This window comes from Streptomyces himalayensis subsp. himalayensis (assembly GCF_013778455.1).
Classification (GTDB): domain Bacteria; phylum Actinomycetota; class Actinomycetes; order Streptomycetales; family Streptomycetaceae; genus Streptomyces; species Streptomyces himalayensis.
Map to the genome: position 1 here is coordinate 204,682 of NZ_JACEHE010000006.1, position 24,966 is coordinate 229,647.

Sequence of the window (24,966 nt, forward strand, 5' to 3'; positions counted from 1 at the left end):
GGCAACGGGTTTTCGCCCAACGCCGAACGCAAGCCGAACGCAAGCCGAACGCAGCGGCTCCCCACGACGCGGGCGTCACGGGTCGCGAATGCTCAGGTGTCCCGGGCGCGGTCCGTGTCACAGCCGGGTGGCAGTCCCGGCGACGCGGGTACCCGTGCTGCATGTCTACCGACGTCGACCTCACCGTCCCCGAGTTCCAGCAGCGCCACACCGTCCTCAGCCGGCTGGTCGCCCTCGACTGCCGCCTCTTCGAGGCGGCCGCCTCGCGGCACTGGCCCGGCGCCGACCCGTTCCTGCCCCGGCTCAGCCGAAGCGCCAACCACGGGCTGCTGTGGTTCGGCACGGCCGCGGCCATCGCCGCGACCCGGTCGCCACGGGCCCGGCGGGCCGCGCTCCGCGGGACGGCATCGCTGGCGCTCGCCTCCGCGACCATCAACACCGTCGGCAAGCGTTCCATACGCCGCGCCCGGCCCATTCTCGACGTGGTGCCGCTGACCCGGCAGCTGAAGCGGCAGCCGATCACGACGTCCTTTCCCTCGGGCCACTCGGCGTCCGCCGCCGCCTTCGCCACCGGTGTGGCCCTGGAGTCGCGCCGCTGGGGCTCGGCCGTCGCTCCGGTCGCGGCCGCTGTCGCCCTCTCCCGCGTCTACACCGGGGTGCACTTCCCGAGCGATGTGCTGGCCGGTGCGGCGCTGGGGGCGGGTGCGGCATTCGCGGTACGCGGCCTCGTCCCGACCCGCGACCAGCTGCAGCCCGCTGTCCGCCCGGCCGCCGAAGCCCCCGCGCTGCCACAAGGACAGGGCCTGGTCGTCGTGGTGAACACGGCTGCGGGCCAGCCGGATCGTATCCGCGCACTGCACGACGCCCTGCCGCTCGCCGAGGTCGTGGAGTGCGAACCAGCCGACATCAAGGACGAGTTGGAGCGCGCGGCCCGCCGGGCTCTGGCCCTCGGCGTGTGCGGCGGCGACGGCACCGTGAACGCGGCCGCGCGGGTGGCGCTGCGCCACGGACTGCCCCTCGCGGTGGTCCCGGGCGGCACGCTCAACCACTTTGCGCAGGACATCGGCATCGAGGACGTACGGAACGTCTGCCAGGCCGTGGAGCGTGGTGAGGCGATCGCGGTCGACGTCGGCCGGTTCGTCGTACGCGACGGCGTCGGAGACGAGACAGAGGGAAGCGAGGGCTCCGGCACCGACGAGAATTCCGGGGGCGGCGAGGCCTCCGGCACCGGCGTGGGAGCGGGCATCAGCGAGGCTTCCGGGGTCAGCGAGGGCTACTTCCTCAACACCCTCAGCCTCGGGGTCTACGCCGAACTCGTCCGGGAGCGCGAGCAATGGGCCCCGCGCATCGGCGGATGGGCGGCCGGGGTGTTCGCGACGGTACGCGTCCTGCAGGCGCACCGGCATCCATTGCGGGCGGGGTTCGCGATCCGCGAGCAGCCGTTATGGCTGCTGTTCGCGGGCAACGGCACGTACCACCGTACGGGTCTGGCCCCCGGCCGCCGCTTCGACCTCGCGGACGGGCTGCTGGACGTGCGCCTGGTGCACGGCGGCCGCAGGCCGGGCCCGCGGCTGCTGGCCGCAGCGCTCGCCGGCCCGCTGACGCGCTCTCCCTTCCACGCGGCAGTGCGGCTGCGCCGGCTCCGGGTGAGCGGCATCACCGAGGGCACCCCCATGGCGTACGACGGCGAACTCACCACGATCGGCGGCGAGTTGATGCTCGACAAGCTCCCCGGGGCGTTGATCACCTATCGACCGCTTCCCCGGACCGGCCTCTGACCTCTGACCACATAGCGAGATAGCAGTCTCATTATTCGGCGCCGCCGCGTACGCTGATCGTCATCGCCCCGCGTGGCAGCCTCACCCGGGTCCGCATTGCGCGGGCTCCCAGGAGGCCGGCCCGCGAGGGACCGAGCGACGCGAAAGGGAGAACGCCATGCCGAAGGAGACCGCCGTCTACACACACGGCCACCACGAGTCCGTGCTGCGCTCGCACACCTGGCGGACCGCCGCCAACTCGGCCGCCTATCTGCTCGGTTCGCTCAAGCCCCATATGCGGATCCTGGACATCGGATGCGGGCCCGGCACCATCACCGCCGACCTGGCGGCGCTGGTCCCGGACGGGCACGTCACGGGCGTGGACCATGCGCCGGGAATCCTGGACCAGGCCCGCGCCACGGCGGCCGAACGGGGCCTGGACAACGTCGACTTCACCGTCGCCGACGTCCATGCGCTGGACTACCCTGACGACTCCTTCTGCGTCGTCCACGCGCACCAGGTGCTCCAGCACGTCGGCGACCCGGTACAGGCACTGCGGGAGATGCGCCGGGTCTGCAAGCCGGGCGGCGTCATCGCCGCACGCGACTCGGACTACTCGGCGATGACCTGGTATCCGCAGTCTCAGGGAATGGACGACTGGCTGGACCTGTATCTGCGGGTGGCGCGGGCCAACGGCGGTGAGCCCGACGCGGGACGCCGTCTCAAGTCCTGGGCGCTGCAGGCCGGTTTCACGGATATCACCGCCACGTCGGCCACCTGGTGCTTCGCCACCGCGGAGGAGCGTGCCTGGTGGAGCGGGCTGTGGGCCGACCGTACGACGGCTTCGGCATATGCGGACCGCGCTGTGGCGGGCGGCCACGCGACAGCGGAGCAGTTGACCGCCGTCTCGGAGGCCTGGCGGGAATGGGGGAGGCAGGAGGACGCCTGGTTCTCCGTGCTGCACGGAGAAATCCTCTGCCGAAAGTGAACGCCGCAAAAGCGAACGTCACGAAAGCGAACGCCGTGAAAGTGAACGCCCTTGAAAACAGGCGGCGTAAAGAGACGGCAGCCGCTGTGTAAGCGGGCCGCTGCGGGAAACCCGTTCGGCAGGAGGTTGAAAACTATGGTTCCCATCCTGCTGGTCCTGCTGTTGGCGCTGGTGTTGTTCGGTGCCGGTTTCGCAGTCAAGGTGCTCTGGTGGATCGCACTCGCGGTCCTGGTCGTCTGGCTGCTCGGATTCCTGACACGGAGCACCACCGCCACCGGAACGAGGTCCCGCTGGTACAGGTGGTAGAGACCGTTGTGGTAGAGACCGTTACGGAATCCCGTAAGGCAATTCCGTGACGAAAGCACATCCCTGACGAAGGGTAATCCGTGACCAGCTCCCGATCAGTCCCTCGGGAGCAGCGGTCCCAGCGGCCCGAGGTCGATGTTGAGGTCCTCGGGCCGCAGGCCGTACCGCTCGCGCAGTTCGGTCATACGCTCTTCCAGCAGCATCAGGGTCAGCCCGATCCGCTCCTCCTGCTCCTCGCTCAGCTCGCCCGTATCGACGCGGCGCAGCGCCTGCCTCTCCATCAGCTGGCGCAGCAATTCGACGACCGTCAGGACGAGTTTGACGAGATCGCGTTCCACGGTGTCGGGCTCGAGGTCGAGCCGGTTGCGCGCCCTTTCCTGCGTCGCCTTGCGCGTCCTGTCCTGTGTCACTTCTGGTGTCACCTCAGGCCTGTCGTGTGTCACTTCAGGACACCTCCGGCAGCGCCCGGGGCAGATCCTCGGGCAGCGTCTCCGGCCAGGGCGAGGGCACCTGCTTGTTCACCGAGCTGATGAGGGCGTTCAGGTCGATGCGTACGAGATCGACGTCCGCGATCCGCAGAGTGATGTCGCCGGTGATGACCACACCCCCGGCGAGCAGCCGGTCGAGGAGATCCACGAGGGCGATCTCACGTCGTTCGACGACGGTCATCGACGGTCCTCCCCCTCATACGCGCCACGGGCGCCCTGGTCGTACTCGCCCTCGGCGGCCCTCTGCCCGTAGTCGTCAAGACTGGAGAACGAGTACGCGGCCCACGGCCCGGTCAGTTCGACGCGCAGACCCGGCTCCTCGTCCTTCGTGCGGTCCACCAGCTCGACGAATTCCTCGGAATGGGAACGGTCGACGAGGTACGCGGCATTGAGCACATTGCGGCCCGGGGCACGCGAAAGGACTGGATTCTGGGGCGGGTGCAGTCGTGTCGCCTGCGCATGCCGGGAAAGGTGTTCGTGCAGTCGCCGGGCGAAATTCTCGGCGCGTTCCCAGGTGGTCTCCTGCCGTTCGTGCTCCGCGCGCTTGCGGCGGAGATAGTCGCGGCCGGTCGCGGGTTTCGCCTTCGGCTCGGCTGCCGGGCTCTGCGGCGCGGATTTCTCCGGGTCCACATACACCTTGACGCCCCACTCGACTCGGCCGGCTATCCGTTCCAGCGCGGTGTGGAGGCGTTCTCCCTCGTCCTCCATCATGGTGCGTACACCGCTGTCGTCGCGGAACACGGTGGCCAGCCGCAGCGGCAGCGGGCTCGTCACGGTGGTGAGCGCCGCGATCACCTTCTCGTGGGCGCGGGCGGTGTCGGACAGCCAGTCCAGGTCCTCCAGATGCCTGCGCAGGGGCTCCTCGGCGAAGTCGCCCTCCGGTACGGCGCTGACGACGGCGACCAGGTCACCGTGGCGCAGCAGCTTCGGGGGGTTGCCCGCGACTCCCGTGAGCTCGGCCTGCAGTGGCGCTTCGAAGGGCCGGCAGACGGCGTACACATAGCGCAGACCGCTCATGTCGCTCATCCCCTCTCCTCGTCCTGGCCGCTGTCACCGTCCTGGCCGTACTCACCGTCCTGGCTGTCCTGGGCGTCCTCACCGACGTGGTGCACGTCGTCGGACTCGCGAGCCTCCTCGGACCGACGGACCTTCTCGGACCGGCGGACCTCGTCGGCCCGGTGTGGCTTCTCCGACCGGCCCTCGGCGGCGGCGGACCGGCGAGGCCTGTCCGGATGACGGCCCTCGCCCGGATATCTGTCCTCGCCCGACCGGCGTGCCTCTCCCGGATGACGTCGCTCGCCCGGATGGTGACCCTCGCCCGTCCTGCGGACCTTCTCCGGCCGATGGCCTTCGCCGGAGCGGCGTACCTCACCGGGCCGCCGAAGCTCGCCGGAACGGTGGGGGCCCTCGTCGGTCCGGCGCATCTCGTCGGTCCGGCGCCCCTCGTCTGGCCGGCGCCCCTCGTCTGGCCGGCGTGCCTCGCCGGTCCGGCGTGCCTCGCCGGTCCGGCGTATCTCCTCGGTCCCCGGCATCTCGTCGGACCGGCGGCGGTCCTCGTACTCGCGAATCTCCTCGTACTCGCGAATCTCCTCGTACTCGGGGATGTCCTCGTATGCGGGAACCTCCTCGGCCCTGCGCCGCTCCTCGTATTCCGGGACCTCCTCGGCCCTGCGCCGCTCCTCGTATCCGCGGATCTCCTCGGGCCTGCGCCGCTCCTCGTATCCGCGAATCTCCGCGGGCCTGCGTGGCTCCTCGTATCCGCGAATCTCCGCGGGCCTGCGTGGCTCCTCGTACGCGTGGAGCTCCTCGAGTCGACGCCTCGCCTCGAGTTCCTCCACGCGTGCCTGGAGCTCCGCGTTCTCGCGGGCGAGTTCGTCGCGGCGGGCACGGGTCGAGAGCGCCGGATCGGACTCCCACCAGTCGATGCCCATCTCCTTCGCCTTGTCGACCGAGGCGATGACGAGCCGCAGCTTCACGGTGAGCAGCTCGATATCGAGCAGGTTGATGCGGATGTCGCCGGCGATCACGATGCCCTTGTCGAGCACTCGTTCAAGGATGTCGGCCAGATTGGCCCCGCTGCCCTGCCCGTACGGCTCGGGAAGCCTGCTTGCTGTCGTCATGTGCGTCGGCTCACTCTCCGAAGGGCCGTTGCATCAGATACGCCTGGGCCTGCTCGAGCCGGTCGAGGAGCTCGTCCTCGAGCCGGTCGAACTCGTCGGCGTCGATCTCGCCCGCCTCCAGCTTCTGCTCGAGGCGGGCGAGTGCGCCGCGTATCGCCGCCGGGTCGTAGTACACCCGCTCGGCCTCGGCGAGTACCCGTCTGATCACCCACATGCTGCCGCGCACCGGGGCGGCGGGCAGCAGCAGGACCTCGCTCAGCAGTCCCATACGCTCACTCCGTTGTCGTTGGACGTGAAGCCGTGGTCGTCGGACGTCACGCCGTGGTCGTCGGACGTCGCGCGCACTCCGTCCGCGCTCATGGACCTCGGACTCACTCCGCGCTCGCGGACGCCGTGGCTTCGGCGGGTTCGGACGGCCCGGGCTCGACGAAGCTGTAGGGCGGCAGCGGGCCGTTGACGCGCAGCTCCAGATACGGATGGGACTTGCGCACCTCCTCGACGGCGGCGAGGAACTGCTCGGCGGAGTCCTGGTTCACCAGGAACGACACATTCGCCACCCAGCCCGTCGACTCCGGGCCCACACTGACCGCATCAGCGACCGGTTCCAGCGTGTGCTGCAGTTCGACGGCGTCCGCGGCCTCGCGCGTCTGCAGTGCGGCCACCACCATTTCACCGAGGCGCAGCCGGTCCTCGTAACTTCCGCCGCCCGCCTTGCGGTTGGACTCCGTCATGGCGCGGATCTCAGGGTTCTCCGCCATGACGCGGTGCAGCACGGCCTCCTCGTTGTGCACGGCCTTGACGTTGTACTCGACCTTCCCCTCGAGGGTCCTCAACCGCTCCACGTAGTGACCGGCGCGCTCCTGCAGCACATGACGGACCGCCTCGTCGTCGGGGGCGATGCTGCCGAACCGCATGGGCAGTACCGGACCGGCGGCGCCCGCCTCGCTCAGCACCCTCTGGTGGGCGAGCAGGTCGCTCCGTTTGGGCCGCAGCCCCTCGGGCGCCTCGCTGACGATCGCGGCGAGCTCACCCTCGGCGACGATCCGCACAGGGCGCGGCGGGTCGCCGATGCCTTCCATGCCGTCCGGGAGCGACCGGTGAGCGCGGCGAGCGATGCCGTAGACGTAAGTGCTCACTCCTGCTCCTCCTCCCTCTTCTCCTCCGCCTTCGCCCGCCTCGTACCCTCCGGGCGGCGAGCGCGTGCGCCGTCGGCCGCCGCCTGCTCGGCCTTCTCGCGGACCGAACCGATGGCGTCCTGCACGGTCTGGGCGGCGCCGGACAGCGCGCCCTTGGTCTTCTGGCGCGCGCCGGACTCGGTGATCTCTCCCACCATCTCGGGCAGTCCGGGCCGGGCCTTCTTCCCGGCCTCCAGGTCGAGCCGGTTACAGGCCTCGGCGAAGCGCAGATAGGTGTCGACACTGGCGACGACGACCCTCACATCGATCTTGAGAATTTCGATTCCGACGAGAGAGACCCGTACGAAGGCATCGATGACGAGTCCTCGGTCGAGGACGAGCTCCAAGACGTCGTACAGGCCGCTGGTGCCGCCTCCGCCTCCGGTCTGTGCTGCCGGGACTACGGTCATGACGACCGGTCCTCCTTGTCCGTCTGTGGTTTCGGCGCGGGACGAGTGGCCGCCTAGCGGCCGCCGGACCGGTGGGTGTCGGCCCTCCCGCGTTCGTAGCGGCGGACGCGCCGGTAGCCGATGAGCTCGCCCTGTGGATCGAGATCCACCTCGTAGCTCGCCATCAGGCTCATCGTGTCGGGCACCCGTTCGAGTTCGAGCACCTCGACGTCCAGTTTCCAGCCGTCGTCGGTCCGCTCGAAGGACGAGACGGACTCGGCGCTCATACCCGTGAGCTCCTCCAGCTGGGCGCGTGCGTTGCGCAGCACCACCATCGGGCCAGGCAGGTCGTCCGCCGCTGCGGGCTGTTCTCTTTGTCGTCTGTGTTCTCTGTTCGGTGTGTTCCCCATGGCCACCTCCTCGCCCGAGTGGCCAGTGGGGATTGGTCCAAACCTCGACGGCATCAAGGCGTCAAGGCGTGGCGGCGTGCTCAGCCGCGGTGCGCGTCGAGCCTGCGCCGGGCCGGGCCGAGCACACACCCGCGCCGTGGCAGTCCGGCTGGGGGCACCTCCCACGCCCTTAAGGCAGTGGGGGAGGGTCGGTACGGTCGGTACGAGCCTGCTCCGCGGCGTCCTTGATCGTCCAGTGGCGGGCGTCGACGGCCGGATCGTCGAGCTGACTCCAGGCGAGGGGCACGGCCACGGGTGCGCCGGGCCGGGCACGGACGGTGTAGGGCACGACAGCGGTCTGGGACCACGGGATCCCGTGGTCATCAGGGCCGACGGCAGCCTCAGCTCGTCGAGCAGTCCGCCGAGCAGCCGCGCTCCCTCGCGTACCGGCTCGAAGTCGTCCTGCGGAGGGTCCAGGTCGAAGACCATGCGGTCCGGCCGGTCGATACGGCCCCCCGTGTGTCGCTCACAGGAGTCTCTCCCTCCACAGTTCTGGCCCGTCCGGGGATTTCAGGCCGTCCGGGGATCTCAGCCCGTCCAGCCCTTGAGGACGAGCCCGCAGGGCGATCAGCGGGGGGCGGAGCCACACCACGCGGTTGGAGCCGCATATCGATACAGGCGGCAACGGGTGGGTTCGGGGACTACCTCACCACGGCCTGCTCCACGAGCAGCCGCACAGCCGCCGCGATCGACTCCGCATCGATGCCCGCGGCATGCAGCTGCTCCTCCGGAGCAGCAGACCCCGGCATCGTGCGAACAGCGAGCCGCACCACCCTCGGCACCGGCCCCCCGTCCACGAACGCATCCATGACCGCGTCCCCGAGGCCGCCCTCCGGCCGGTGGTCCTCGACGGTGAGCAGGCATCCGGTGCGCTCGGCGGCGGTCCGCAGCGTGCGCCGGTCGACGGGCTTGACCGAGTACAGGTCGATGACCCGCACCGGAATCCCCTCCCGCTCCAGCAGCCGGGAGGCCGCCAGCGCCTCGTGGACGGTCACCCCGGCCGCGACGACCGTCAGCCGGTCCGCATCGGACATCCGCAGCACCTTGCTGCCTCCCACCGGGAACTCCTCGCCGGGCCCGTAGAGGACGGGCATCTCGCCCCGGCTCGTACGGAGATAACTGATCCCGCGCTGCTCGGCCATCGCCGCGACGAGATGTGCGGTCTGGTTGGCGTCACAGGGGTACAGCACGGTGGAGTCGTGGACGGCGCGGAATATCGCGAGGTCCTCGAGACCCATCTGCGAGGGCCCGTCCGCTCCGATGGCGACCCCGGCGTGCGACCCGGCCAGATTGATGTCGGCGCCGCTGATCGAGGCCATTCGGATGAAGTCGTACGCGCGCGTGAAGAACGCCGCGAACGTCGACGCGTACGGCACCCAGCCACGCGCCGCCAGCCCCACCGCGGCGGCGACCATCTGCTGTTCGGCGATGTAGCACTCGAAGAACCGCTCGGGGTGCTCCTTGGCGAAGAACTCTGAGCGCGTGGAGTCGCTCACCTCGCCGTCCAGCGCCACCACGTCGTCGCGGGCCGTGCCGAGCGCGGCGAGGGCCTGCCCGTAGGCGTCGCGGGTGGCCACCTTGTCGCCGGTCTCGAAGCGCGGCAGTTCGAGGTGGCCGCTGCGGACGGCGTGCAACATCCGTGCGGCGGGCGGCGATTGGACCTCCACGCGCACGTCGTGCACCCCGCCGAGCTCCTCGATGGCCTCCTCGGCGTCCGGCAGCGGCTTGCCGTGCAGCCCCTCCCGGTTCTGGACGGACTCGACGCCCTTGCCCTTCACCGTGCGGGCGAGGATCGCGGTGGGCTGCCCCAGGGTCGAGCGGGCCTCGGCATACGCGCGGTCGATGTCGTCGACGTCGTGGCCGTCGACCTTGATCGTGTGCCAGCCGAAGGCCTGGAACCGGCGTGCGTAGGCGTCCAGGTCCCATCCGTGGCGCGTCGGGCCGCGCTGGCCGAGCCGGTTGACGTCGACGATCGCGGTGAGGTTGTCCAGGTGCTCGCACCCGGCGTGCTCGGCCGCCTCCCAGACGGAGCCCTCGGTGAGTTCGCTGTCGCCGCACAGCACCCACACCCGGTAGCCGATCCGTTCGAGCCGCTTGCCGGACAGCGCCATGCCGACGCCGACGGGCAGACCCTGCCCGAGGGACCCGGTGGCCACCTCGACCCACGGCAGCCGCCGCGGCGTCGGATGCCCCTCGAGGCGGCTGCCGAGCCGGCGGTAGGTGAGCAGTTCCGTCTCGTTGATCGCCCCGGCGGCCTTGTACGCGGAGTACAGCAGGGGCGAGGCGTGGCCCTTGGACAGGATGAAGCGGTCGTTGCCGGGGTGTTCGGGGCGCTCGAAGTCGTAGCGGAGGTGGTGGGCCAGCAGGACGGCCATCAGGTCGGCGGCGGACATCGACGAGGTGGGATGGCCGGAGCCCGCCGCGGCGGCCGCGCGCACCGAGTCGACGCGCAACTGCCGGGCGAGCGCGGTGAGTTCACCCGTCTTGGTGGCGGTCATCGCGAGTCCTCCCTGGGGGCTCCGGACATGCGGGCGAGTTCGGGCGACGCGGTGTCGAGCGGCACCGCCCAGGAGCGCACCAGGCCGAGTTGCACCGCTTGGCGCGGCAGTACGGCGTCCAGCAGCCAGTCGGCGGCGACGCGGACGCGGTTGCCGGGCATCGCGGCCAGGTGGTAGCCGTGGGTGACGGCTCCGGCGAGCGGGCCGGACAGCGGCACGCCGAAGGGGTTGGCGGCGGCCTTGACTCCACCGAGGTCGACGGTGAAGCCCACGGGGCGGTGCCGGTACGCACGCCGCTCGCCGAACCCGAGCGAGGCGGCGACGTTGCGGGCGGCGACCTTGCCCTGCCGCCAGGCGTGCTGCCCGGTCATCGTCGTGTACTGCCCGGGGTTGTACAGATCGGGCACGGCGGCCGCGTCGCCGCACGCGAACACGTCGGGGTGCCCCGGCACGTTGAGGAACGGGTCGACGAGCAGCCGCCCGCGCTCCAGCGGCCTCCCGAGGTCGCCGACGAGCGGGTCGGGCCGTACGCCCACGCACCAGACGAGGGTGCGGGTGTCCACGAACTGGCCGTCGTCGAGCAGGACCCCGTCCCGCGTGGCCTCCTTCACGGACGTCCGGGTGCGTACGCCGACGCCGCGGCCGCGCAGCACGCGGTCGGCGGTGTCGGACAGCCGGCGGTCGAGCTCCGGCAGCACGCGGGGCGCGATGTCGAGCAGCATCCAGTGTGGCCGTATGCCCTTGCGCAGCGCATGCTTGCGCACCAGTTCGTCGGTGAACAGCTGCCCGTGCGCGGCGACCTCGGTGCCGGTGTAGCCGGCGCCGACCACGACGAAGGTGCTGCGGGCGCGGCATGTCTCGGGGTCCGGGGCGATCGCGGCCAGCTCTATCTGGCGGGTGACGTGGTCGCGCAGGTACAGCGCCTCGGGCAGTCCGCGGAAGCCGTGTGCGTGCTCGGCGACACCGGGGACGGGCAGCAGCTTGTTGACACTGCCGACGGCGAGTACGAGCCGGTCGTACGACAGCTCGCCCCGATCGCCCTCCGGGCCCTGGTAGCGGACGGTGCGCCGGTCCAGGTCGATGTCGTCGGCCTCGCCGAGCACGAGTCGTACGTGCGGCAGGGTGCCGGACAGCGAGACGGTGACCCGGCGCGGTTCGAGGACGCCGGCGGCGACCTGGGGCAGCAGCGGCAGATACAGGAAGTAGTCGGTCGGGTTGAGCAGCGTGATGTCCGCCTTGCCGCGGCTGAGGCGGGACAGGGTGCGGGCGGTCCGGTAGCCGGCGAAACCGGCTCCGACGATCACGATTCGGGATCGGCTCACGAGGGCCTCCGGAACGGTCGGGAAGGGGTGGCGGGTCGCCTGGCGGGCGCGGCCGGCGGTTCCGGCGGGTACGGCCGTCGACTACGGGGGACGCCCGCCACGGGGCTACGACGGCCAGGGGCCGTCGACCGCAGCGCTTCCCGCGTCCCCCCGCAGGGGTTCGGCAAACGTCGCGGGCCCGCCACGGCCACCGTTTCAGCCCGAGCCGCCACGGCCACCGTCTCCGCCCCTGCCGCCCCTGCCGCCGTCTCCTTCCGCGCCGCCGCGCCCCGGGTTTCCGTCCATGCCGCCGTGGTTACCCGGGATGCGACCTCGAACCGCCCTTCCGGAGGTGACGCCATGGCCGAGTACGGCTACTTCATGGCAGCGGAGGAATTCGGCCCGGCAGCCCTCGTGGAGCAGGCGCGGATGGCCGAGCAGGCTGGATTCCAGTCGCTGTGGATCTCCGACCACTACCACCCGTGGAACGACGCACAGGGGCAGAGCCCCTTCGTCTGGTCGGTGATCGGCGCGCTGGCCGAGGCGGTCTCGCTGCCCGTCGAGACGGCGGTCACCTGCCCCACGATGCGGATCCACCCGGCGGTCGTCGCCCAGGCCGCGGCGACGAGCGCGGTCATGACGGGCGGTAACTTCCGGCTGGGCGTCGGCAGCGGCGAGGCGCTCAACGAGCACATCATCGGCGCCGCATGGCCTCCGGCCCACAAACGCCTGGAGATGCTCGAAGAGGCGATCCTCGTCATGCGCGAGCTCTTCGAGGGCAAGTGGGTCAACCACTACGGCAAGCACTACACCGTGGAGAACGCACGCCTGTACACCGTGCCCGACGAGCCCGTACCCATCGACGTCTCCGGCTTCGGCCCCCAGGCCACGGCCCTCGCGGCACGGGTGGCCGACGGCTACATCACGATGACACCCGACGAGTCGATGGTGTCCCAGTTCCGCAAGGGCGGCGGGGGAGCCAAGCCGGTGCTCGGCGGTACGAAGGTGTGCTACGGCACTGACCGGGACGCCGCGGTCGCCACGGTGCGCCGGCTCTGGTCGAACCAGCTGCTGCCCGGCGAGATGGGCCAGGTGCTGCCCAGCCCGCGCCACTTCGAGCAGCTGGAGCCGCTGATCACCGACGAGATGGTCGCGGAGAACGTGGTGTGCGGCGACGACGTCGAGCAGCACGTCCGGGCGCTGCTGGCCTTCGAGGAGGCAGGGTTCGACCGCATCTACGTCAACCAGATCGGCCCCGACCAGCAGGCGTTCTTCGACTTCTACCGCACGAAGGTGCTGCCGCAACTGCAGCGGGGGTGAGCGTCCCCCCGGCCCCGTGACCCGGCTCGCCGGCGGTCCCGCCTGCCTGAGACGATGGCGGCGGCGATCAACCCTGTCTGCCGAGCGGAGTCATCCATGGTCCGAGACCTGCGCAACGTACGCATCCTGTCAGGCGACGACGCTCCGACGCCGCTCACGGACGAGGACTACCGGACACCCACGGACGAGGACTACCGGACACCGTTCACGCCCGACGAGGAACACCGGTTCCGGGTCAACCTCGTGCAGCACATGGCCCAGGAGCTGGCCGAAAAGGGGTGGGCGCGCTTCCCCGCGTACAGCCCGGAGGAGCGCATCCGGCTGTACGCCCTCGCTCCCGCGCTCGGCGAGCACTTCGGCCGCCCGGTGACGGCCGAACCGGAGGACATCACGAGGGTGCGCTTCGCGTTCGGCGATCTGCCGCTGAGGCCCGGCGCGGTCACTGACACGCCCGGCGTCTGAGGCGGCTCGTACCTGCTTGTTGTCAGCGGCAGCGGCTACGTGGCTGTCAGCGGCGCAGCGTGATCCGCGGCAGCGAGAACCGCGTGGGGCGCGTCGGGCGGGTCAGCCTCGTGAACCGGCGTCCTGCCAGCGCCGCCGCAGCAGCGGCCGCAGTCGCGGTCACGCCCAGGCCCACGCGGTCGCGGTTGCGGGAGAACCACTCCTGCACATCGCCCGGCTGGGCCTCGGCGTCGAACCGTCCGTGCGCCCCGTAGTCGTGGCCGTGCGGCCCGTCGGCGGGGGCCCACAGGTTGGCCGTCTCGGGCGGTGGGAGGCCCGGGGTCTGCTGCGCGTCGTACGCGGTGCGGGCCAGGTAGCGCTCCACCATGCCTGGTGCGACCGCGTTCGCGACGAGGGCGGCGGCGGTGGAGCCGCCCACCCAGTACTCGCGGCGCCGCGGATGCACGGCCGCGTGGACGATGGCGCGGGCGGCCACTTCGGGCTGGTAGATGGGGGCGACGGGCCGCGCACGGCCCGGCAGCCGGTCCAGCACCCAGTCGAACTGGGGAGTATTGACGGCGGGGAGCTGCACCATCGTGGTGCGTACCTTGCTGCCCTGGTGCAGAAGTTCGCAGCGCAGTGACTCGTTGAAGCCCTGGATGGCGTGCTTGGCACCGCAGTACGCGGTCTGGAGCGGGATGCCGCGATAGGCGAGCGCGGAGCCGACCTGGACGATCGTGCCGCGATCGCGCGGCAGCATATGGCGCAGGGCGGCCCGTGTGCCGGACACGTACCCGAGATACGTCACTTCCGTGACCCGGCGGAACTCGTCCGCGCTGATCTCCATGAAGGGCGCGAACACGCCTGCGAACGCGTTGTTGACCCAGACGTCGATGGGCCCCAGCGTCTCCTCGACCTGCTCCGCGGCGTCCTCAACGGCCTTGGGGTCGGCCATGTCGACGGGCACGACGAGCGCTTCGCCGCCCGCGCGCTGCACCTCGTCGGCAGCCGCCGCGAGCCCGTCCCGGCCGCGGGCCAGCAGCGCGACGCGGTCACCACGGGCGGCGAAGGCACGGGCGGTGGCCCGGCCGACGCCCGCGCTGGCGCCGGTCACCACGACGGTCCTGCGGCTGCCGAACCTCATGGCCCACTACGCCCGGTGGTGCGGGGCCTCGGGCCCGGTCGCGCCGGTGCCCGGTGACGGCGGCACGGCGGGCGGCACCGGCGGCACCGGAGGCGCACCGGTACCCCCCGTGGGCGGCACGACCGGCACAGAGGGCACGCCGTAGGAGGTGCCGGGCGTCTCACCGGCGCGTTCGGCTTCGGCGAGGCGCTCGGGAGTGGCCTGGCCGGCCGAGGGGCGTGCCGTGTTGCGCAGCACGACGGCGGCGACGGCGAGCAGCGCGGCCGTGATCAGGGCGGCCGCCCAGCCGGGCAGGGCGAGGGCCAGGGCGAGTCCGACGGCCAGTGCGAGGGCGGCGCCCGCGTACAGCGCCGCGGCCCCGGACGCCGCATACAGCGCGGCAGTGCGGCGCCGCTTCCTGCTCTGCTCGCGCAGTTCGTCCCGCACGGTCTCGCGGGCGACCTGGGCGAGCTCGTCGACAAGACCCTTGTCCAGGTGTTCCAGATGATCCAAGCGGTTCATGGCGCCCGGGTACCCGGGCGCCACCGTGTGTAACGCCGCGCAGACGGGTGCCCACCGGCGGACGATCGCCCGAATCGATCTCGCCCCCGGCCGGCCCCAACTAGGCTCACCCGTATGGAGATCCTCGGAACAACTCTCCGTGTCTGCGTCGAGGACCTGGAGGCCTCGGTCCCCTTCTACGAGCGGATAGCGGGCAGCGAAGCCCTCCGTTTCGAGCGTGGGGGTGTGTCGGTCGCCGCGGTCGGGTGCTTTCTGCTGATGAGCGGCCCCGAGCAGGAACTCGAGGTACTGCGGAAGGTGTCAGCGACGATCGCGGTGAAGGACGTCGACGAGGCCGGCGACGTGCTGAGCGCCTCGGGCGCCCGCATCCTCGCCGGCCCGCTCCGCACCCCGGCGGGCCGCAACCTGATAGCCCTGCACCCGGACGGGTCCGTCTTCGAGTACGTGGACCGGCGCACCGTGATGTAAGCCCGCGATGCAGCCCCTGGGGAGCGCCCGGGGCCGTGCGCGGCCGAACCCGGAGCACTCTCACGACGGCCGCGCAAAACCCATGTGACCCCGCCGCCCAAGCCCCGTATCGTCGACGCGCTTCCTGGTGGAAGCCCCGGCTCGGCCGGGACCAGGACCATGACGTGGAGGATTCAGGGTGCGCTACCGCGAGCTGGGACGCAGTGGACTGTCCGTGTCCGAGATCGGATACGGCGCGTGGGGTATCGGCGAGTCGGCCTGGGTGGGTGCCACGGAGGACGAATCCGTGCGCGCCCTGCACCGTGCCATCGACCTGGGCGTGAACTTCATCGATACCGCGCGCGGTTACGGCGAGAGTGAGCGGATCGTCGGCCGCGTGATCCGCGAGCAGGCCGGCGACGAGGTGCTCGTCGCGACCAAAGTGCCGCCGAAGAACGGCATCTGGCCGGCACCCGACGGCCTGGACCCGGCCGAGACGTTCCCCGGCGAGCACATCCGTACGAGCCTGGAGACCAGCCTGCGCGCGAGCGGCCTGGACCACTTCGACGTACTGCAGTTCCATGTCTGGAGCGATGAATGGGTCGGCCGTGGCGACTGGCTGGAGACGATCGCCGATCTGAAGCAGGAGGGGAAGATCCGCCTGTTCGGCGTCTCCGTGAACGACCACCAGCCCGACAACGCACTCGCGCTCGTACGCAGCGGCGCCGTGGACAGCGTGCAGGTCATCTACAACATCTTCGACCAGGCGCCCGCCGACGCGCTGCTTCCGGCCTGTGAGGAGCACGGCGTCGGCGTCATCGTGCGGGTGGCACTGGACGAGGGCGGTCTCACCGGTCGCATCACCGCTGACACCACGTTCCCCGAGGGCGACTGGCGCAACCGGTACTTCCGCGACGACCGCCCGGCACAGGTCGAACAGCGGGTTGCCGCGATCGTCGCCGACCTCGGCATCGCGCCTGACGAGATCGCTGCGACCGCGTTGCGGTTCGTACTGAGTTCGCCGGCCGTCTCCACCGTCATCCCCGGCATGCGCACCGTACGCAACGTGGAGCGCAACACGGCCGTGAGCGACGGGCGGCCGCTCACCGCCGACCAGCTCGCGGTCCTGGCCAAGCACAGGTGGCAGCGGAACTTCTACGCCTGATCCGCGGAGGGCCGTCGCAGGGCCCCCGCCATGGCACAGCCGGTCACGCCGTGCCCTCGGCCGGCAGCTCCAGACGCAGCTGGTAGCCGCCCTCGGGTGTCGGGCCGGAGGTGACCGTGCCACCGAGGAGGGCGGCGCGCTGCCGCAGACCCACCAGACCGTAGTGCGCACTCGGCAGAGGGAGCGCGGGCCGGGTCGGTGCGGTGTTGGTGACGGTGACGCGGACGGCGCCGCCCTCGTGGGCGATGTGCACCGTCGCGGTGGCTCCGGGGGCGTGCTTGCGCACGTTGGTCAGCGCTTCCTGGACGGTGCGGTAGATGGCGCGCTGAACGGTCGGCGGAGGGCTGCCGGGCAGGTCCGTCGTGAGCTCGGCCTCGATGCCGCTGCTGTCGACCAGCCGCTGGAGGTCGGCCAGGGACGGCTGCGGGGTCAGCTCCGCGGGGCGGCCGCCCGAGGCGCGCAGGACGCTGACCATGTGCCGCAGCTCGTCCAGGGTCTGCACGCTCAGCCGCCGGATGGTGGCCGCGGCTTCCTTGGCTTCCGCGTCCCGGGTGCCGACCTGGAGTGCTCCGGCACGCACCGCGATCAGACTGACCTGGTGGGAGACCACGTCGTGCATCTCCCGGGCGAGCTGAGCGCGTTCCTTGGCCAGCACGGCCTGGGCGGTCAGCAGCCGCTCGTGGTCGCGGGCCTCGGAGATCTCGGCCAGCCGCAGCGACAGATCACGCCGTGCCTGGACCAGCTGGCCCAGGAAGACGGGAGCCGCCGCCGTCGCCGCGGTGTAGCCCAGAGTGATCAGGGTCGGGGGATGGAAGAGGTCGAGGTTCGGCGATGGCCACGAGGTCATGTCGCTCAGCGTGAACGCCAGCGCGCAGACGGCCAGCAGGATGCGGCTGCGGGTGAGCGAGGCGAGCGTGTACAGCGCGGCCAGCGCGGCGAAGATCGCGTCGGAGAGCAGGACGGCGGGAAGGGAGAGCAGGAAGGTGAGCAGCGGCAGGCGTCGGCGCAGCAGAAGCGCGACGGCGGCGGCCAGGGCCCATGTCATGCGCAGCGTCGCGGCAGGGTCGACATTGACCCAGACATCGACCAGTGCCGCCGCGACGAGGGTGGCGTTCAGCAGCGGGGCGGTCAGGCGGCGCGGAATCATCCCGCCTCCTCGTCCCGTGGCGGCTTGAGGAGTCCGGCCCGTTCGGCGAGCAGGGCGGCCTGGACGCGGCCGCCCACCTCCAGCTTGGTGAGGATGGCGCTCACATGGTCCTTGACCGTGCCGGTGCTCAGGTGCATCCGTGTGGCGATGTCCGCGTTGGACAGCCCCTCGGCGATGAGGACCAGTACGGCGCGCTCGCGGTCGGTCAGCCGGTCGAGGCTCCGGGCCGCGGATTCCTGGGAGCCCGCCCCCAGATAGCCGTCCACGACCGTCCGGGTGACCTTGGACGACAGTACGGCGCCGCCGTCGGCCAGCGCGCGCACCAGATACGGGAGCTCCTCGGGATCGGTGTCCTTCAGCAGGAAGCCCGCGGCACCCGAGCGAAGCGCCGTCGCCACGTACTCGTCCATGTCGAACGTCGTGAGCATGGCCACCACCGGCGGATGGGGCAGCCGGAGCAGATCGGTCAGGACGGTGAGTCCGTCGACGTCCGGCATCCTGATGTCCAGCAGCACGACGTCGGGGCGTGTCTCCTGCACCGTCCGGACGGCCTGGCCGCCGGGGACGGCACCCACGACCTCGATGTCGTCCGCCGCGTCGAGGATGTGCTGGAAGCCCGTACGGATCAGGGCCTCGTCGTCGACCACCACTACCCGGATCACGCGTGCTCCACTCGCCACCGGACCACTGTCCGATTCGTACCATGCGGAGGGCCACCCGGCGCGTGCCCGACACCCGGTCCGGCCGGGAGGCGGGGCGAGGCCAGCCAGTCGGCGGGGGCGACTCCGGACATCTGCCGGATGGTTGAAACCGGATGCACCACCAATCCTTGAGAGCATGACGCGCGACGCATCACAGGCCGTGCTGCCCCGGGCGACACCCGCCGCCCGTGCAGGCCGCCGCGCACCGACCATCCGGCGCCATGCCGGGCTGGGAAGGAGAGCAGCCCTATGACCGTCCGCCTGACACTCCTGTGTGCGAGCACCTGGGACGCCACGAGGGAAGCGGTCTTCGGTGAGGGTGCTCTGAACGAGCTCGCTCTGCTCGAGGCGGGCGCCGCCCGAGCAGTGCTCCCTCCGTACTCCCCGGCCGTCCGCGCGCCTTCGGTCCGCTGCGCGCAGATCGCCGAGGCCCTCGGCCTGGAGACCGCGGTCGAGCCCGCGCTGCGCGACCTGGACCACGGCGACTGGGGCGGCCGCACAGTCGCCGAAGTCGTCGCCGACGACCCCTACGGATTCCATGCATGGCTGACGGACCCGGATGCCGCGCCGCACGGAGGCGAGTCCGTACGCGGGCTCTGCCGCCGAACGGCGAACTGGCTGCGCAGCATGGAGCCCGGTACGGGCCACGCCTTGGTCATCGCCGGCCAAACCGCCGTCCGTGCCCTGCTCCTCCAAGCTCTGGGCGTGCCGGCGAGGGCCTTCTGGCATCTCGATGTACCGGCCCTGTCGACGGTTTCCCTCACACCGAGCAGTGACTGCGGCACCACACGGCTCGATCCCGGCCTGTACGGCCTGCACTACGTGACCGACGGGCACCCGGTCACCGACGCGATCGCCAGGGCCTCCTGAGGATTCAGCGGCGTCTGCTGATGAAGCTCATCGGCGTCTGCTGATGCGGCTCATCGGCGTCTGCTGAGGAAGAGGGCCCCGCAGAGCGCACCGATCACGCCCGTGCCGAGCAGCGCCAGCCACAGCGGCATGATCACCTCGGGGATCAGCACGCGGATGGTGGTGCTCTGGGTGTTCTGGAAGATGAAGACGATGGCGAGGACGGCGAGCACGAGGACGATGATCCTGCCCGCCGTCACCGCCGAGCCTCGCGAACCGTGCGTGCCGCCGCCCACGGAACTCTTCGCCCTCATGAGCGGCCCCTTCCATCGGAGGTACGTGCGGCCTCCCCCGACCAGCATGGACCGCAGGCCGGGGGTGACGCGTGGACGTCGCTCGGGGGTGGACCAGGGGCCGTACGGGGCCGGGGCCGGGAAAATCAGCACTGACACTCGCCGGGTCACGTCAGTGCCGGCACATCCAGGGTGAGAGTCCCGGCATCCGCGTCCAGTTCGGCCGCCACCCCGAACGGAACCGTCAAGGCCCCCTCGCAGTGCCCGAACCCGAACTCCTCCAGAACAGGCACCCCGAGTCCGCCCAGCCGGTCGGCGAGGACGGCGCGCACCTCCTCGGGCGGCCCGCACTCCACCCACGAACCGAGCGCGATCCCGGCGACACCGTCCAGCCATCCGGCGCGCAGCAGCTGCGTGAGGATCCGGTCGAGCCGGTACGCCTCCTCGCCGATGTCCTCGATCATGAGGATGCCGCCGCCCGCGGAGCGTCGCGCGAACGGAGTGCCGAGGTCGGCGGCGAGCAGACTGACGCAGCCGCCGAGCGTGATGCCGTGCGCGCGGCCGGGCACCAGGGGCGCCCCGGACGAGGAGATGGTCCGGACGCTCTCGGGGTCGAACAGCGTGGCCCGCAGCTGCTCCTGCGCCCGCGTGTTCTTGAGGAAGTCGACGCCCGCGACCATCGGCCCGTGCAGGGTGACGAGCCCCGTCCGTATCGCGAACGCCTCGTGCAGCGCCGTGATGTCGCTGAACCCGAGGAACACCTTGGGTCCGGCGGCACGCATCGCGTCCCAGTCGAGCAGGTCCACCATGCGCTGGGCGCCGTAGCCGCCGCGGGCACACAGCACCGCGTCCACGGAACGGTCGCACCAGGCGCTCTGGAGGTCGGCGGCCCGGTCCTCGTCCGCGCCCGCGAGGTAGCTGAACTCCGCGTGCCGGTCCAGGACATGAGGCCCCACGACGACGTCCAGGTCCCAGGCCCGCAGGATGTCGACACCTGCCTGCAGGCGCTCCTCGGGGACCGGCCCGCTGGGTGCGACGACGGCGACTCGGGCGCCGGGGGTGAGCCGGGCGGGGCGCGTCAGAGGGATCACGCGGCGGACTCCGTATCAGGTGCGGGACGGTTCACTTGGTGAGCTCCAGGAGCGGTATGCCGGGCACGTCCAGGCCGAAGACCTGGGCGTACAGGGAGAGTTCGGACTCCAGGGCGCGGATCATCGTGTCCGCGCGCCGGAACCCGTGCCCCTCGCCCTCGAAGGCGATGTACGCGTGCGGAACGCGCCGCCCTTGCATGCGCGCGAGGAACCGCTCGCACTGGGCGGGCGGGCAGATCACGTCGTCCAGTCCCTGCAGCAGCAGGAAGGGCGCGGTGATCCGGTCGGCGTGCTCCAACGGGGACCGCTCCTCGTATCGTCCGGGCACATCGGCGAGCGGCCCGATCAGTGACTCCAGATACTGCGACTCGAAGTCGTGGGTGCCCCCGGACACCCACCCGGCCAGGTCGAGCACCGGATAAATGATGGTGCCGCAGGCGTAGACGTCGTTGCTGGTCAGTGAGGCGGCCGCGGTCCAGCCGCCCGCGCTGCCGCCGCGGATTGCGAGCCGGTCCCGGTCCGCGGTGCCCTCGTCGGCGAGGGCGAGGGCGACGGCCGCGCAGTCCTCGACGTCGACGACGCCCCACTGTTCCCGCAGCCGGTTGCGGTACTCGCGGCCGTGCCCGGTGGAGCCGCCGTAGTTGACCTCCGCGACGCCGATGCCGCGTGAGGTGAAGTAGGCGATCTCCAGGTCGAGGACGAGCGGGGCGCGGCCGGTGGGGCCGCCGTGCGCCCACACCACGTAGGGCGGCAGCTCGTTGGCGGGCGCGACATGGCCGGGGTGGCGCGGCGGATAGACATGGGCGTGGATGTCGCGGCCGTCGGGGCCGGTGAAGGTGCGGATCTGCGGCTCCGGGTAGTACGCGGGGTCCACCGGGTCGTCGTGCGCGGCTCCGATCACCCGGGCGTGGCCGGTGCCGGTGTCCAGCTCCACGACCTCGCCCGCGCTGCGAGGGCCGGCTGCGACGCCCAGTACGCGGGTGTCGTGCACGGCGACCGTGGGTGCCCACTCGGTCCAGGGGCCCGCCGTGTCGACGACCTCACCGGTCTCGGGGTCGAGTACACCGAGGCTGGTGGCTCCCGCGCCGTGGACGACGGCGAACAGTCCGCTGTCGAGCGGCGCGAACCACCTGAGTCCGATCTTCCACAGCGGACCGGCGAACTCCTCGTCGCGCGGACACAGCGGGGTGGCTCCACGGCCGTCGGGGCCGGCCCGGTACAGGTTCCACCAGCCCGAACGGTCACTCGCGAACAGCAGCCGCCCGTCGGCGGCCCATTCCACCTGCGGGATGGACTCCTCGGGGCCGCCCGCGACGGGCACCGCGTCGCCGATCGTGCCGTCCGCAGCGACATCCGCGAGCAGGATCTCCGTCCCGTCCCACGGCATCCGCGGGTGGTCCCAGGCCAGCCATGCGGCGCGCGTTCCGTCGGGCGAGAGGCGGGGGCCGGTGACGAACCGGTGCCGGTCGTCGGAGAGTTCACGCACGGCGGCACGGTCCTGGGCCGCCGAACCGTCGAGTGGCACCGCGGCGATGACCCGCCGCACATCGGCCGGCCCGTCCCCGGTGAACTCCTCCAGTACGCACCAGACCTCGCCCCGGTCGAGGTGCAGGCTCGGATCGGCCCAGCGCAGGCCCCCACCCACCCACGAAAGCGGCGTGAGCGGGCGCGGCTCAGCGCCCGGAGCGTCGGGCTCGTAGACGTACAGCCGCTGGTCCGCGAAGTCGACGAACACCAGCAGAGGCCCTTCGGGGCGCTCGGCGGCGGCCCAGGGCCGACCGCCGTACTCGATGACGCGGCTGCGTACGTTCCAGGGGGCGGGCAGCACCGACTCCTCGCGGCCGTCCGGGCGTCGCCGCACCAGCGCGCGTCGGCCGCCCTCCTCGGGCCGCGGCTCGGTCCACCATGCCTCGACCCCGACGTAGCCCACGTACTCGGGCTGCCCGTCATGCGCGGCAGCCAGGTCCGCACCGATCGGCGACGGCCATGATCCGTACGGCCGGGTCTCCACCGAGTCCCCCACTCCCCTAGGCCGTTCGCAGAAAGCGGTCCAGGACGCGGACGCCGAAGTGCAGCGCCTCCACCGGTACGCGCTCGTCCACGCCGTGGAAGAGGGCCGCGTAGTCGAAGCCCTCGGGCAGCTTCAGCGGGGCGAACCCGTAGCCGGTGATACCGAGCCGGGAGAACTGCTTGGCGTCCGTGCCGCCCGGCATGCAGAACGGCACCACACGCCCCTCGGGCGCGAACTCCTCGACCGCCGCCCGCATCGCGGCGAACGCCGCCGAGTCGACCGGTGACTGGAGGGCCACCTCGCGGTGGTGGAACTCCCAGTCCACGTCGGGCCCGGTCAGCTTGTCGAGGGTGGCGCGGAACTCGTCCTCCGTGCCGGGGAGATAGCGGCCGTCGATGTAGGCGGTCGCTTCTCCCGGGATGACGTTGACCTTGTAACCGGCGTCCAGCATGGTCGGGTTGGTGCTGTTGCGCAGCGTCGGCTCGACGATCGCGCGGGCCCTGCCGAGCAGTTCGACCAGCGCGTCCGCGTCGAAGAACTCGTCGTCTACGTCCAGCGGGCGGCCGTCGATCTCGTCGATGCCGTACACGGCGGCGAGTTCACGCAGGGCGGCCTTCACCGTCGGGGTGAGCCGCAGCGGCCACGGGTGGGCGCCGATGTCCAGGACAGCCCTCGACAGACGCATGATCGCGTTCTCGTGGTTCATCTTCGATCCGTGTCCGGCCCGGCCGCGCGCGGTGATCTTGAGCCAGGCGGTGCCGCGCTCCCCCGCCCCGATCGGGTACAGCTCGTTGCCGAGGCCGTCGTGGAAGGTGAACGCACCTGACTCGCTGACGCCTTCCGTGCAGCCCTCGAAGAGGGCTGCGTGCTCGTCGGCGAGGAAGCCGGATCCGTCGGCGGCGCTGGCCTCCTCGTCCGCGGTGAAGGCGATCACGATGTCGCGCCGGGGCCGCACTCCCGCTCGTGCCCACTGGCGTACGACCGCGAGGATCATCGCGTCCATGTTCTTCATGTCGACCGCGCCGCGGCCCCATACGACGCCGTCGCGGATCTCCCCGGAGAACGGGTGCACGCTCCAGTCCTCGGCCTGCGCCGGCACCACGTCGAGATGGCCGTGGACGAGCAGGGCGTCGGCGGACGGATCGGTGCCTTCGAGGCGTGCGACCACGTTCGTACGGCCCGGGGTGCGCTCGAGCAGCACCGGCTCCAGGCCCGCGCCTGACAGCTGCTCCGCCGCGTACTCGGCGGCGGGCCGCTCGCGGCAGTCCCCGCCGCCCCGGTTGGTCGTGTCGATGCGGATGAGGTCGGACGTGAAGGTGACGACCTCGTCCAGCGCCTGCTGATCCACCTGCTGATCCACCTGGTCAGCCATACTGCTCCTCCATCGCGGCCGAGACGATCGTGGTGACCGCCTTGAAGGTGCGAATGGTCTCGTACATGGTCTCGTGGGTGTAGGCCACCTTCCGCTCACCGGAGAGCGCCACACCCGGCACCACGGTGGCCGCCATGGACAGTTGATCGGCGTCGAACTCCAGCTCCACGGTGAACGGCCCGCCCCGGGCGGGCTCATGACGCACGGCGAGCGCCGCCGCCTGCTTCGCCGCGGCCCTGATCTCGGCGGCGGTACGCGCGGGTGTACGGCACACCGCGGCGTACCGGGACACATGGTCCTTGACGGCCACCTTGAGCGCCCCCGGTGCGTACCCGAGGGCGTCCTCGCAGGTCAGGTCGTCACCGGTGACGAGCACGACCGGCACACCGAACTCGGCGACCACGTGCGCGTTCAGCAGGCCCTCGCTGGCACGGACTCCGTTGAGCCACACACCGGTGATGGAGTTGGCGAGGTACGTGTGCGCGAGGACGCCCTCCATGCCCGCCCCGGTGTGGTACCCGAGGAACGCCACGCCGTCGACGTCGCCGTGCTGCACGCCCTCGACCATGGACAGCGCCTTGTGGCGGCCGGTGAGCATCTGCGCCCGGTCGTCGAGGCGCTCCAGCAGCAGATTGCGCATGGTCGAGTGCGCCTCGTTGATGAGCACCTCGTCGGCGCCGCCGTCGAAGAAGCCCAGCACGGCGGCATTGACGTCCGAGGTGAACATCGAGCGGCACCGCTCCCACTGCGCAGCGCCCGGCATCACGTCGGCAGGCCAGGTCACTCCCGTGGCGCCCTCCATGTCGGCGCTGATGAGGATCTTCATGCGGCCTCACGCTACGCACCATCAAGCGCCCGCACCACCAGGCCTGAGTGGGCGGAACCGGGCCTTCGGTGCGCAGCCGTCTGTGTGAACCGGAGGGAGAGGTCCTCCGTGTCGGGCGCACCGTCCCGCCGGCTGACTGTCAGATGGTTACGGTCCGCCCGCCATCACTCACCGTGAGCACGCGTGA

The 24,966-nt window shown here is 71.3% G+C and carries 26 protein-coding genes and 2 pseudogenes; 8 read left to right on the forward strand and 20 right to left on the reverse strand.

Annotated features, from left to right (window positions below):
• Positions 1-161 precede the first annotated feature (161 nt).
• The 3 genes from H1D24_RS12600 (at position 162) to H1D24_RS12610 (ending at position 3,051) form a co-directional block, all read left to right on the forward strand.
• A complete protein-coding gene (locus H1D24_RS12600) occupies positions 162-1,778 on the forward strand; it encodes a bifunctional phosphatase PAP2/diacylglycerol kinase family protein (RefSeq protein WP_181657556.1) in 1,617 nt (538 codons plus the stop codon).
• 157 nt (positions 1,779-1,935) lie between these two features.
• Positions 1,936-2,745: a class I SAM-dependent methyltransferase gene (locus H1D24_RS12605; RefSeq protein ID WP_181657557.1), complete on the forward strand. Its 810-nt coding sequence runs from the start codon at positions 1,936-1,938 to the stop codon at positions 2,743-2,745.
• Positions 2,746-2,880: 135 nt separating this feature from the next.
• Positions 2,881-3,051 carry a hydrophobic protein gene (locus tag H1D24_RS12610; RefSeq protein ID WP_181657558.1) on the forward strand — a complete coding sequence of 57 codons (171 nt, stop codon included), beginning with the start codon at positions 2,881-2,883 and terminating at the stop codon, positions 3,049-3,051.
• A gap of 95 nt (positions 3,052-3,146) precedes the next feature.
• On the opposite strand, the gene H1D24_RS12615 is transcribed toward H1D24_RS12610, so the two are convergent.
• The 11 genes and pseudogenes from H1D24_RS12615 to H1D24_RS12665 form a co-directional block, all read right to left on the reverse strand.
• Entirely contained in the window at positions 3,147-3,461 is a 315-nt protein-coding gene (locus H1D24_RS12615; protein WP_181657559.1) for a gas vesicle protein K, read from the reverse strand.
• A gap of 34 nt (positions 3,462-3,495) precedes the next feature.
• The gene (locus H1D24_RS12620) at positions 3,496-3,720 is read right to left on the reverse strand and encodes a gas vesicle protein (protein ID WP_181657560.1); all 225 of its coding nucleotides are present in this window, start codon (positions 3,718-3,720) and stop codon (positions 3,496-3,498) included.
• Positions 3,717-4,556, reverse strand: coding sequence for a GvpL/GvpF family gas vesicle protein (locus H1D24_RS12625; protein WP_181657694.1), 840 nt, complete (start codon positions 4,554-4,556; stop codon positions 3,717-3,719). The genes H1D24_RS12620 and H1D24_RS12625 overlap by 4 nt, the downstream gene beginning before the upstream one ends.
• 785 nt (positions 4,557-5,341) lie before the next feature.
• Positions 5,342-5,659 (reverse strand): annotated as a pseudogene (locus tag H1D24_RS12630) (gas vesicle protein); the annotation flags it as partial.
• A 10-nt stretch (positions 5,660-5,669) separates the two neighbouring features.
• Positions 5,670-5,927 carry a gas vesicle protein GvpG gene (locus tag H1D24_RS12635; protein WP_181657561.1) on the reverse strand — a complete coding sequence of 86 codons (258 nt, stop codon included), beginning with the start codon at positions 5,925-5,927 and terminating at the stop codon, positions 5,670-5,672.
• Positions 5,928-6,030: 103 nt separating this feature from the next.
• Positions 6,031-6,795, reverse strand: coding sequence for a GvpL/GvpF family gas vesicle protein (locus H1D24_RS12640; RefSeq protein WP_181657562.1), 765 nt, complete (start codon positions 6,793-6,795; stop codon positions 6,031-6,033).
• Positions 6,792-7,244, reverse strand: a complete 453-nt coding sequence (locus H1D24_RS12645) for a gas vesicle structural protein GvpA (protein ID WP_181657563.1) — start codon at positions 7,242-7,244, stop codon at positions 6,792-6,794. The genes H1D24_RS12640 and H1D24_RS12645 overlap by 4 nt, the downstream gene beginning before the upstream one ends.
• A gap of 53 nt (positions 7,245-7,297) precedes the next feature.
• Positions 7,298-7,633, reverse strand: coding sequence for a gas vesicle protein GvpO (locus tag H1D24_RS12650; RefSeq protein ID WP_181657564.1), 336 nt, complete (start codon positions 7,631-7,633; stop codon positions 7,298-7,300).
• A gap of 80 nt (positions 7,634-7,713) precedes the next feature.
• Positions 7,714-8,125 (reverse strand): annotated as a pseudogene (gene ligD / locus H1D24_RS12655) (non-homologous end-joining DNA ligase LigD); the annotation flags it as partial.
• A 188-nt stretch (positions 8,126-8,313) separates the two neighbouring features.
• Positions 8,314-10,170 carry a transketolase gene (locus tag H1D24_RS12660; protein ID WP_181657565.1) on the reverse strand — a complete coding sequence of 619 codons (1,857 nt, stop codon included), beginning with the start codon at positions 10,168-10,170 and terminating at the stop codon, positions 8,314-8,316.
• The gene (locus H1D24_RS12665) at positions 10,167-11,492 is read right to left on the reverse strand and encodes an NAD(P)/FAD-dependent oxidoreductase (RefSeq protein ID WP_181657566.1); all 1,326 of its coding nucleotides are present in this window, start codon (positions 11,490-11,492) and stop codon (positions 10,167-10,169) included. The genes H1D24_RS12660 and H1D24_RS12665 overlap by 4 nt, the downstream gene beginning before the upstream one ends.
• Before the next feature lie 339 nt (positions 11,493-11,831).
• Here H1D24_RS12665 and H1D24_RS12670 point away from each other — a divergent pair, with 339 nt between their 5' ends.
• On the forward strand, positions 11,832-12,791 hold the full coding sequence (locus H1D24_RS12670) for an LLM class F420-dependent oxidoreductase (protein WP_181657567.1): 960 nt from the start codon (positions 11,832-11,834) through the stop codon (positions 12,789-12,791).
• Positions 12,792-12,887: 96 nt separating this feature from the next.
• A complete protein-coding gene (locus tag H1D24_RS12675; RefSeq protein WP_181657568.1) occupies positions 12,888-13,253 on the forward strand; it encodes a hypothetical protein in 366 nt (121 codons plus the stop codon).
• 46 nt (positions 13,254-13,299) lie between these two features.
• On the opposite strand, the gene H1D24_RS12680 is transcribed toward H1D24_RS12675, so the two are convergent.
• Complete coding sequence (locus H1D24_RS12680) at positions 13,300-14,376, reverse strand: SDR family oxidoreductase (protein ID WP_181657569.1); 1,077 nt, start codon at positions 14,374-14,376, stop codon at positions 13,300-13,302.
• Between the two features lie 6 nt (positions 14,377-14,382).
• Complete coding sequence (locus tag H1D24_RS12685) at positions 14,383-14,877, reverse strand: phage holin family protein (protein WP_181657570.1); 495 nt, start codon at positions 14,875-14,877, stop codon at positions 14,383-14,385.
• A 114-nt stretch (positions 14,878-14,991) separates the two neighbouring features.
• Between H1D24_RS12685 and H1D24_RS12690 the strand changes: the two genes are divergently transcribed.
• Positions 14,992-15,345, forward strand: a complete 354-nt coding sequence (locus tag H1D24_RS12690) for a VOC family protein (protein WP_181657571.1) — start codon at positions 14,992-14,994, stop codon at positions 15,343-15,345.
• Between the two features lie 178 nt (positions 15,346-15,523).
• Positions 15,524-16,489 carry an aldo/keto reductase gene (locus tag H1D24_RS12695; RefSeq protein ID WP_181657572.1) on the forward strand — a complete coding sequence of 322 codons (966 nt, stop codon included), beginning with the start codon at positions 15,524-15,526 and terminating at the stop codon, positions 16,487-16,489.
• Between the two features lie 43 nt (positions 16,490-16,532).
• Here the strand turns inward: H1D24_RS12695 and H1D24_RS12700 are convergent, their stop codons facing one another.
• Together H1D24_RS12700 and H1D24_RS12705 are read right to left on the reverse strand one after the other, a co-directional pair.
• Positions 16,533-17,636, reverse strand: a complete 1,104-nt coding sequence (locus tag H1D24_RS12700) for a sensor histidine kinase (RefSeq protein WP_181657573.1) — start codon at positions 17,634-17,636, stop codon at positions 16,533-16,535.
• Positions 17,633-18,298 (reverse strand): response regulator, encoded by a 666-nt coding sequence (locus H1D24_RS12705; RefSeq protein ID WP_181657574.1) that lies wholly within the window; start codon positions 18,296-18,298, stop codon positions 17,633-17,635. Before H1D24_RS12705 ends, H1D24_RS12700 begins: the two co-directional genes overlap by 4 nt.
• A 288-nt stretch (positions 18,299-18,586) precedes the next feature.
• On the opposite strand from H1D24_RS12705, the gene H1D24_RS12710 reads away from it, so the two are divergent.
• A complete protein-coding gene (locus tag H1D24_RS12710) occupies positions 18,587-19,207 on the forward strand; it encodes a histidine phosphatase family protein (protein WP_181657575.1) in 621 nt (206 codons plus the stop codon).
• A 50-nt stretch (positions 19,208-19,257) separates the two neighbouring features.
• Here the strand turns inward: H1D24_RS12710 and H1D24_RS12715 are convergent, their stop codons facing one another.
• The 5 genes from H1D24_RS12715 to H1D24_RS12735 all read right to left on the reverse strand — a co-directional run bounded on the left by H1D24_RS12715 (position 19,258) and on the right by H1D24_RS12735 (position 24,779).
• Positions 19,258-19,500, reverse strand: coding sequence for a lipopolysaccharide assembly protein LapA domain-containing protein (locus H1D24_RS12715; protein WP_181657576.1), 243 nt, complete (start codon positions 19,498-19,500; stop codon positions 19,258-19,260).
• A gap of 146 nt (positions 19,501-19,646) precedes the next feature.
• Positions 19,647-20,570, reverse strand: a complete 924-nt coding sequence (locus tag H1D24_RS12720) for a S66 peptidase family protein (protein WP_181657577.1) — start codon at positions 20,568-20,570, stop codon at positions 19,647-19,649.
• Positions 20,571-20,601: 31 nt separating this feature from the next.
• Entirely contained in the window at positions 20,602-22,581 is a 1,980-nt protein-coding gene (locus tag H1D24_RS12725; RefSeq protein WP_374064220.1) for a dipeptidyl-peptidase 5, read from the reverse strand.
• A gap of 16 nt (positions 22,582-22,597) precedes the next feature.
• Entirely contained in the window at positions 22,598-23,953 is a 1,356-nt protein-coding gene (locus H1D24_RS12730; RefSeq protein ID WP_181657579.1) for a M20/M25/M40 family metallo-hydrolase, read from the reverse strand.
• Positions 23,946-24,779: a M55 family metallopeptidase gene (locus H1D24_RS12735; RefSeq protein WP_181657580.1), complete on the reverse strand. Its 834-nt coding sequence runs from the start codon at positions 24,777-24,779 to the stop codon at positions 23,946-23,948. Before H1D24_RS12735 ends, H1D24_RS12730 begins: the two co-directional genes overlap by 8 nt.
• Between the last annotated feature and the right edge of the window lie 187 nt (positions 24,780-24,966).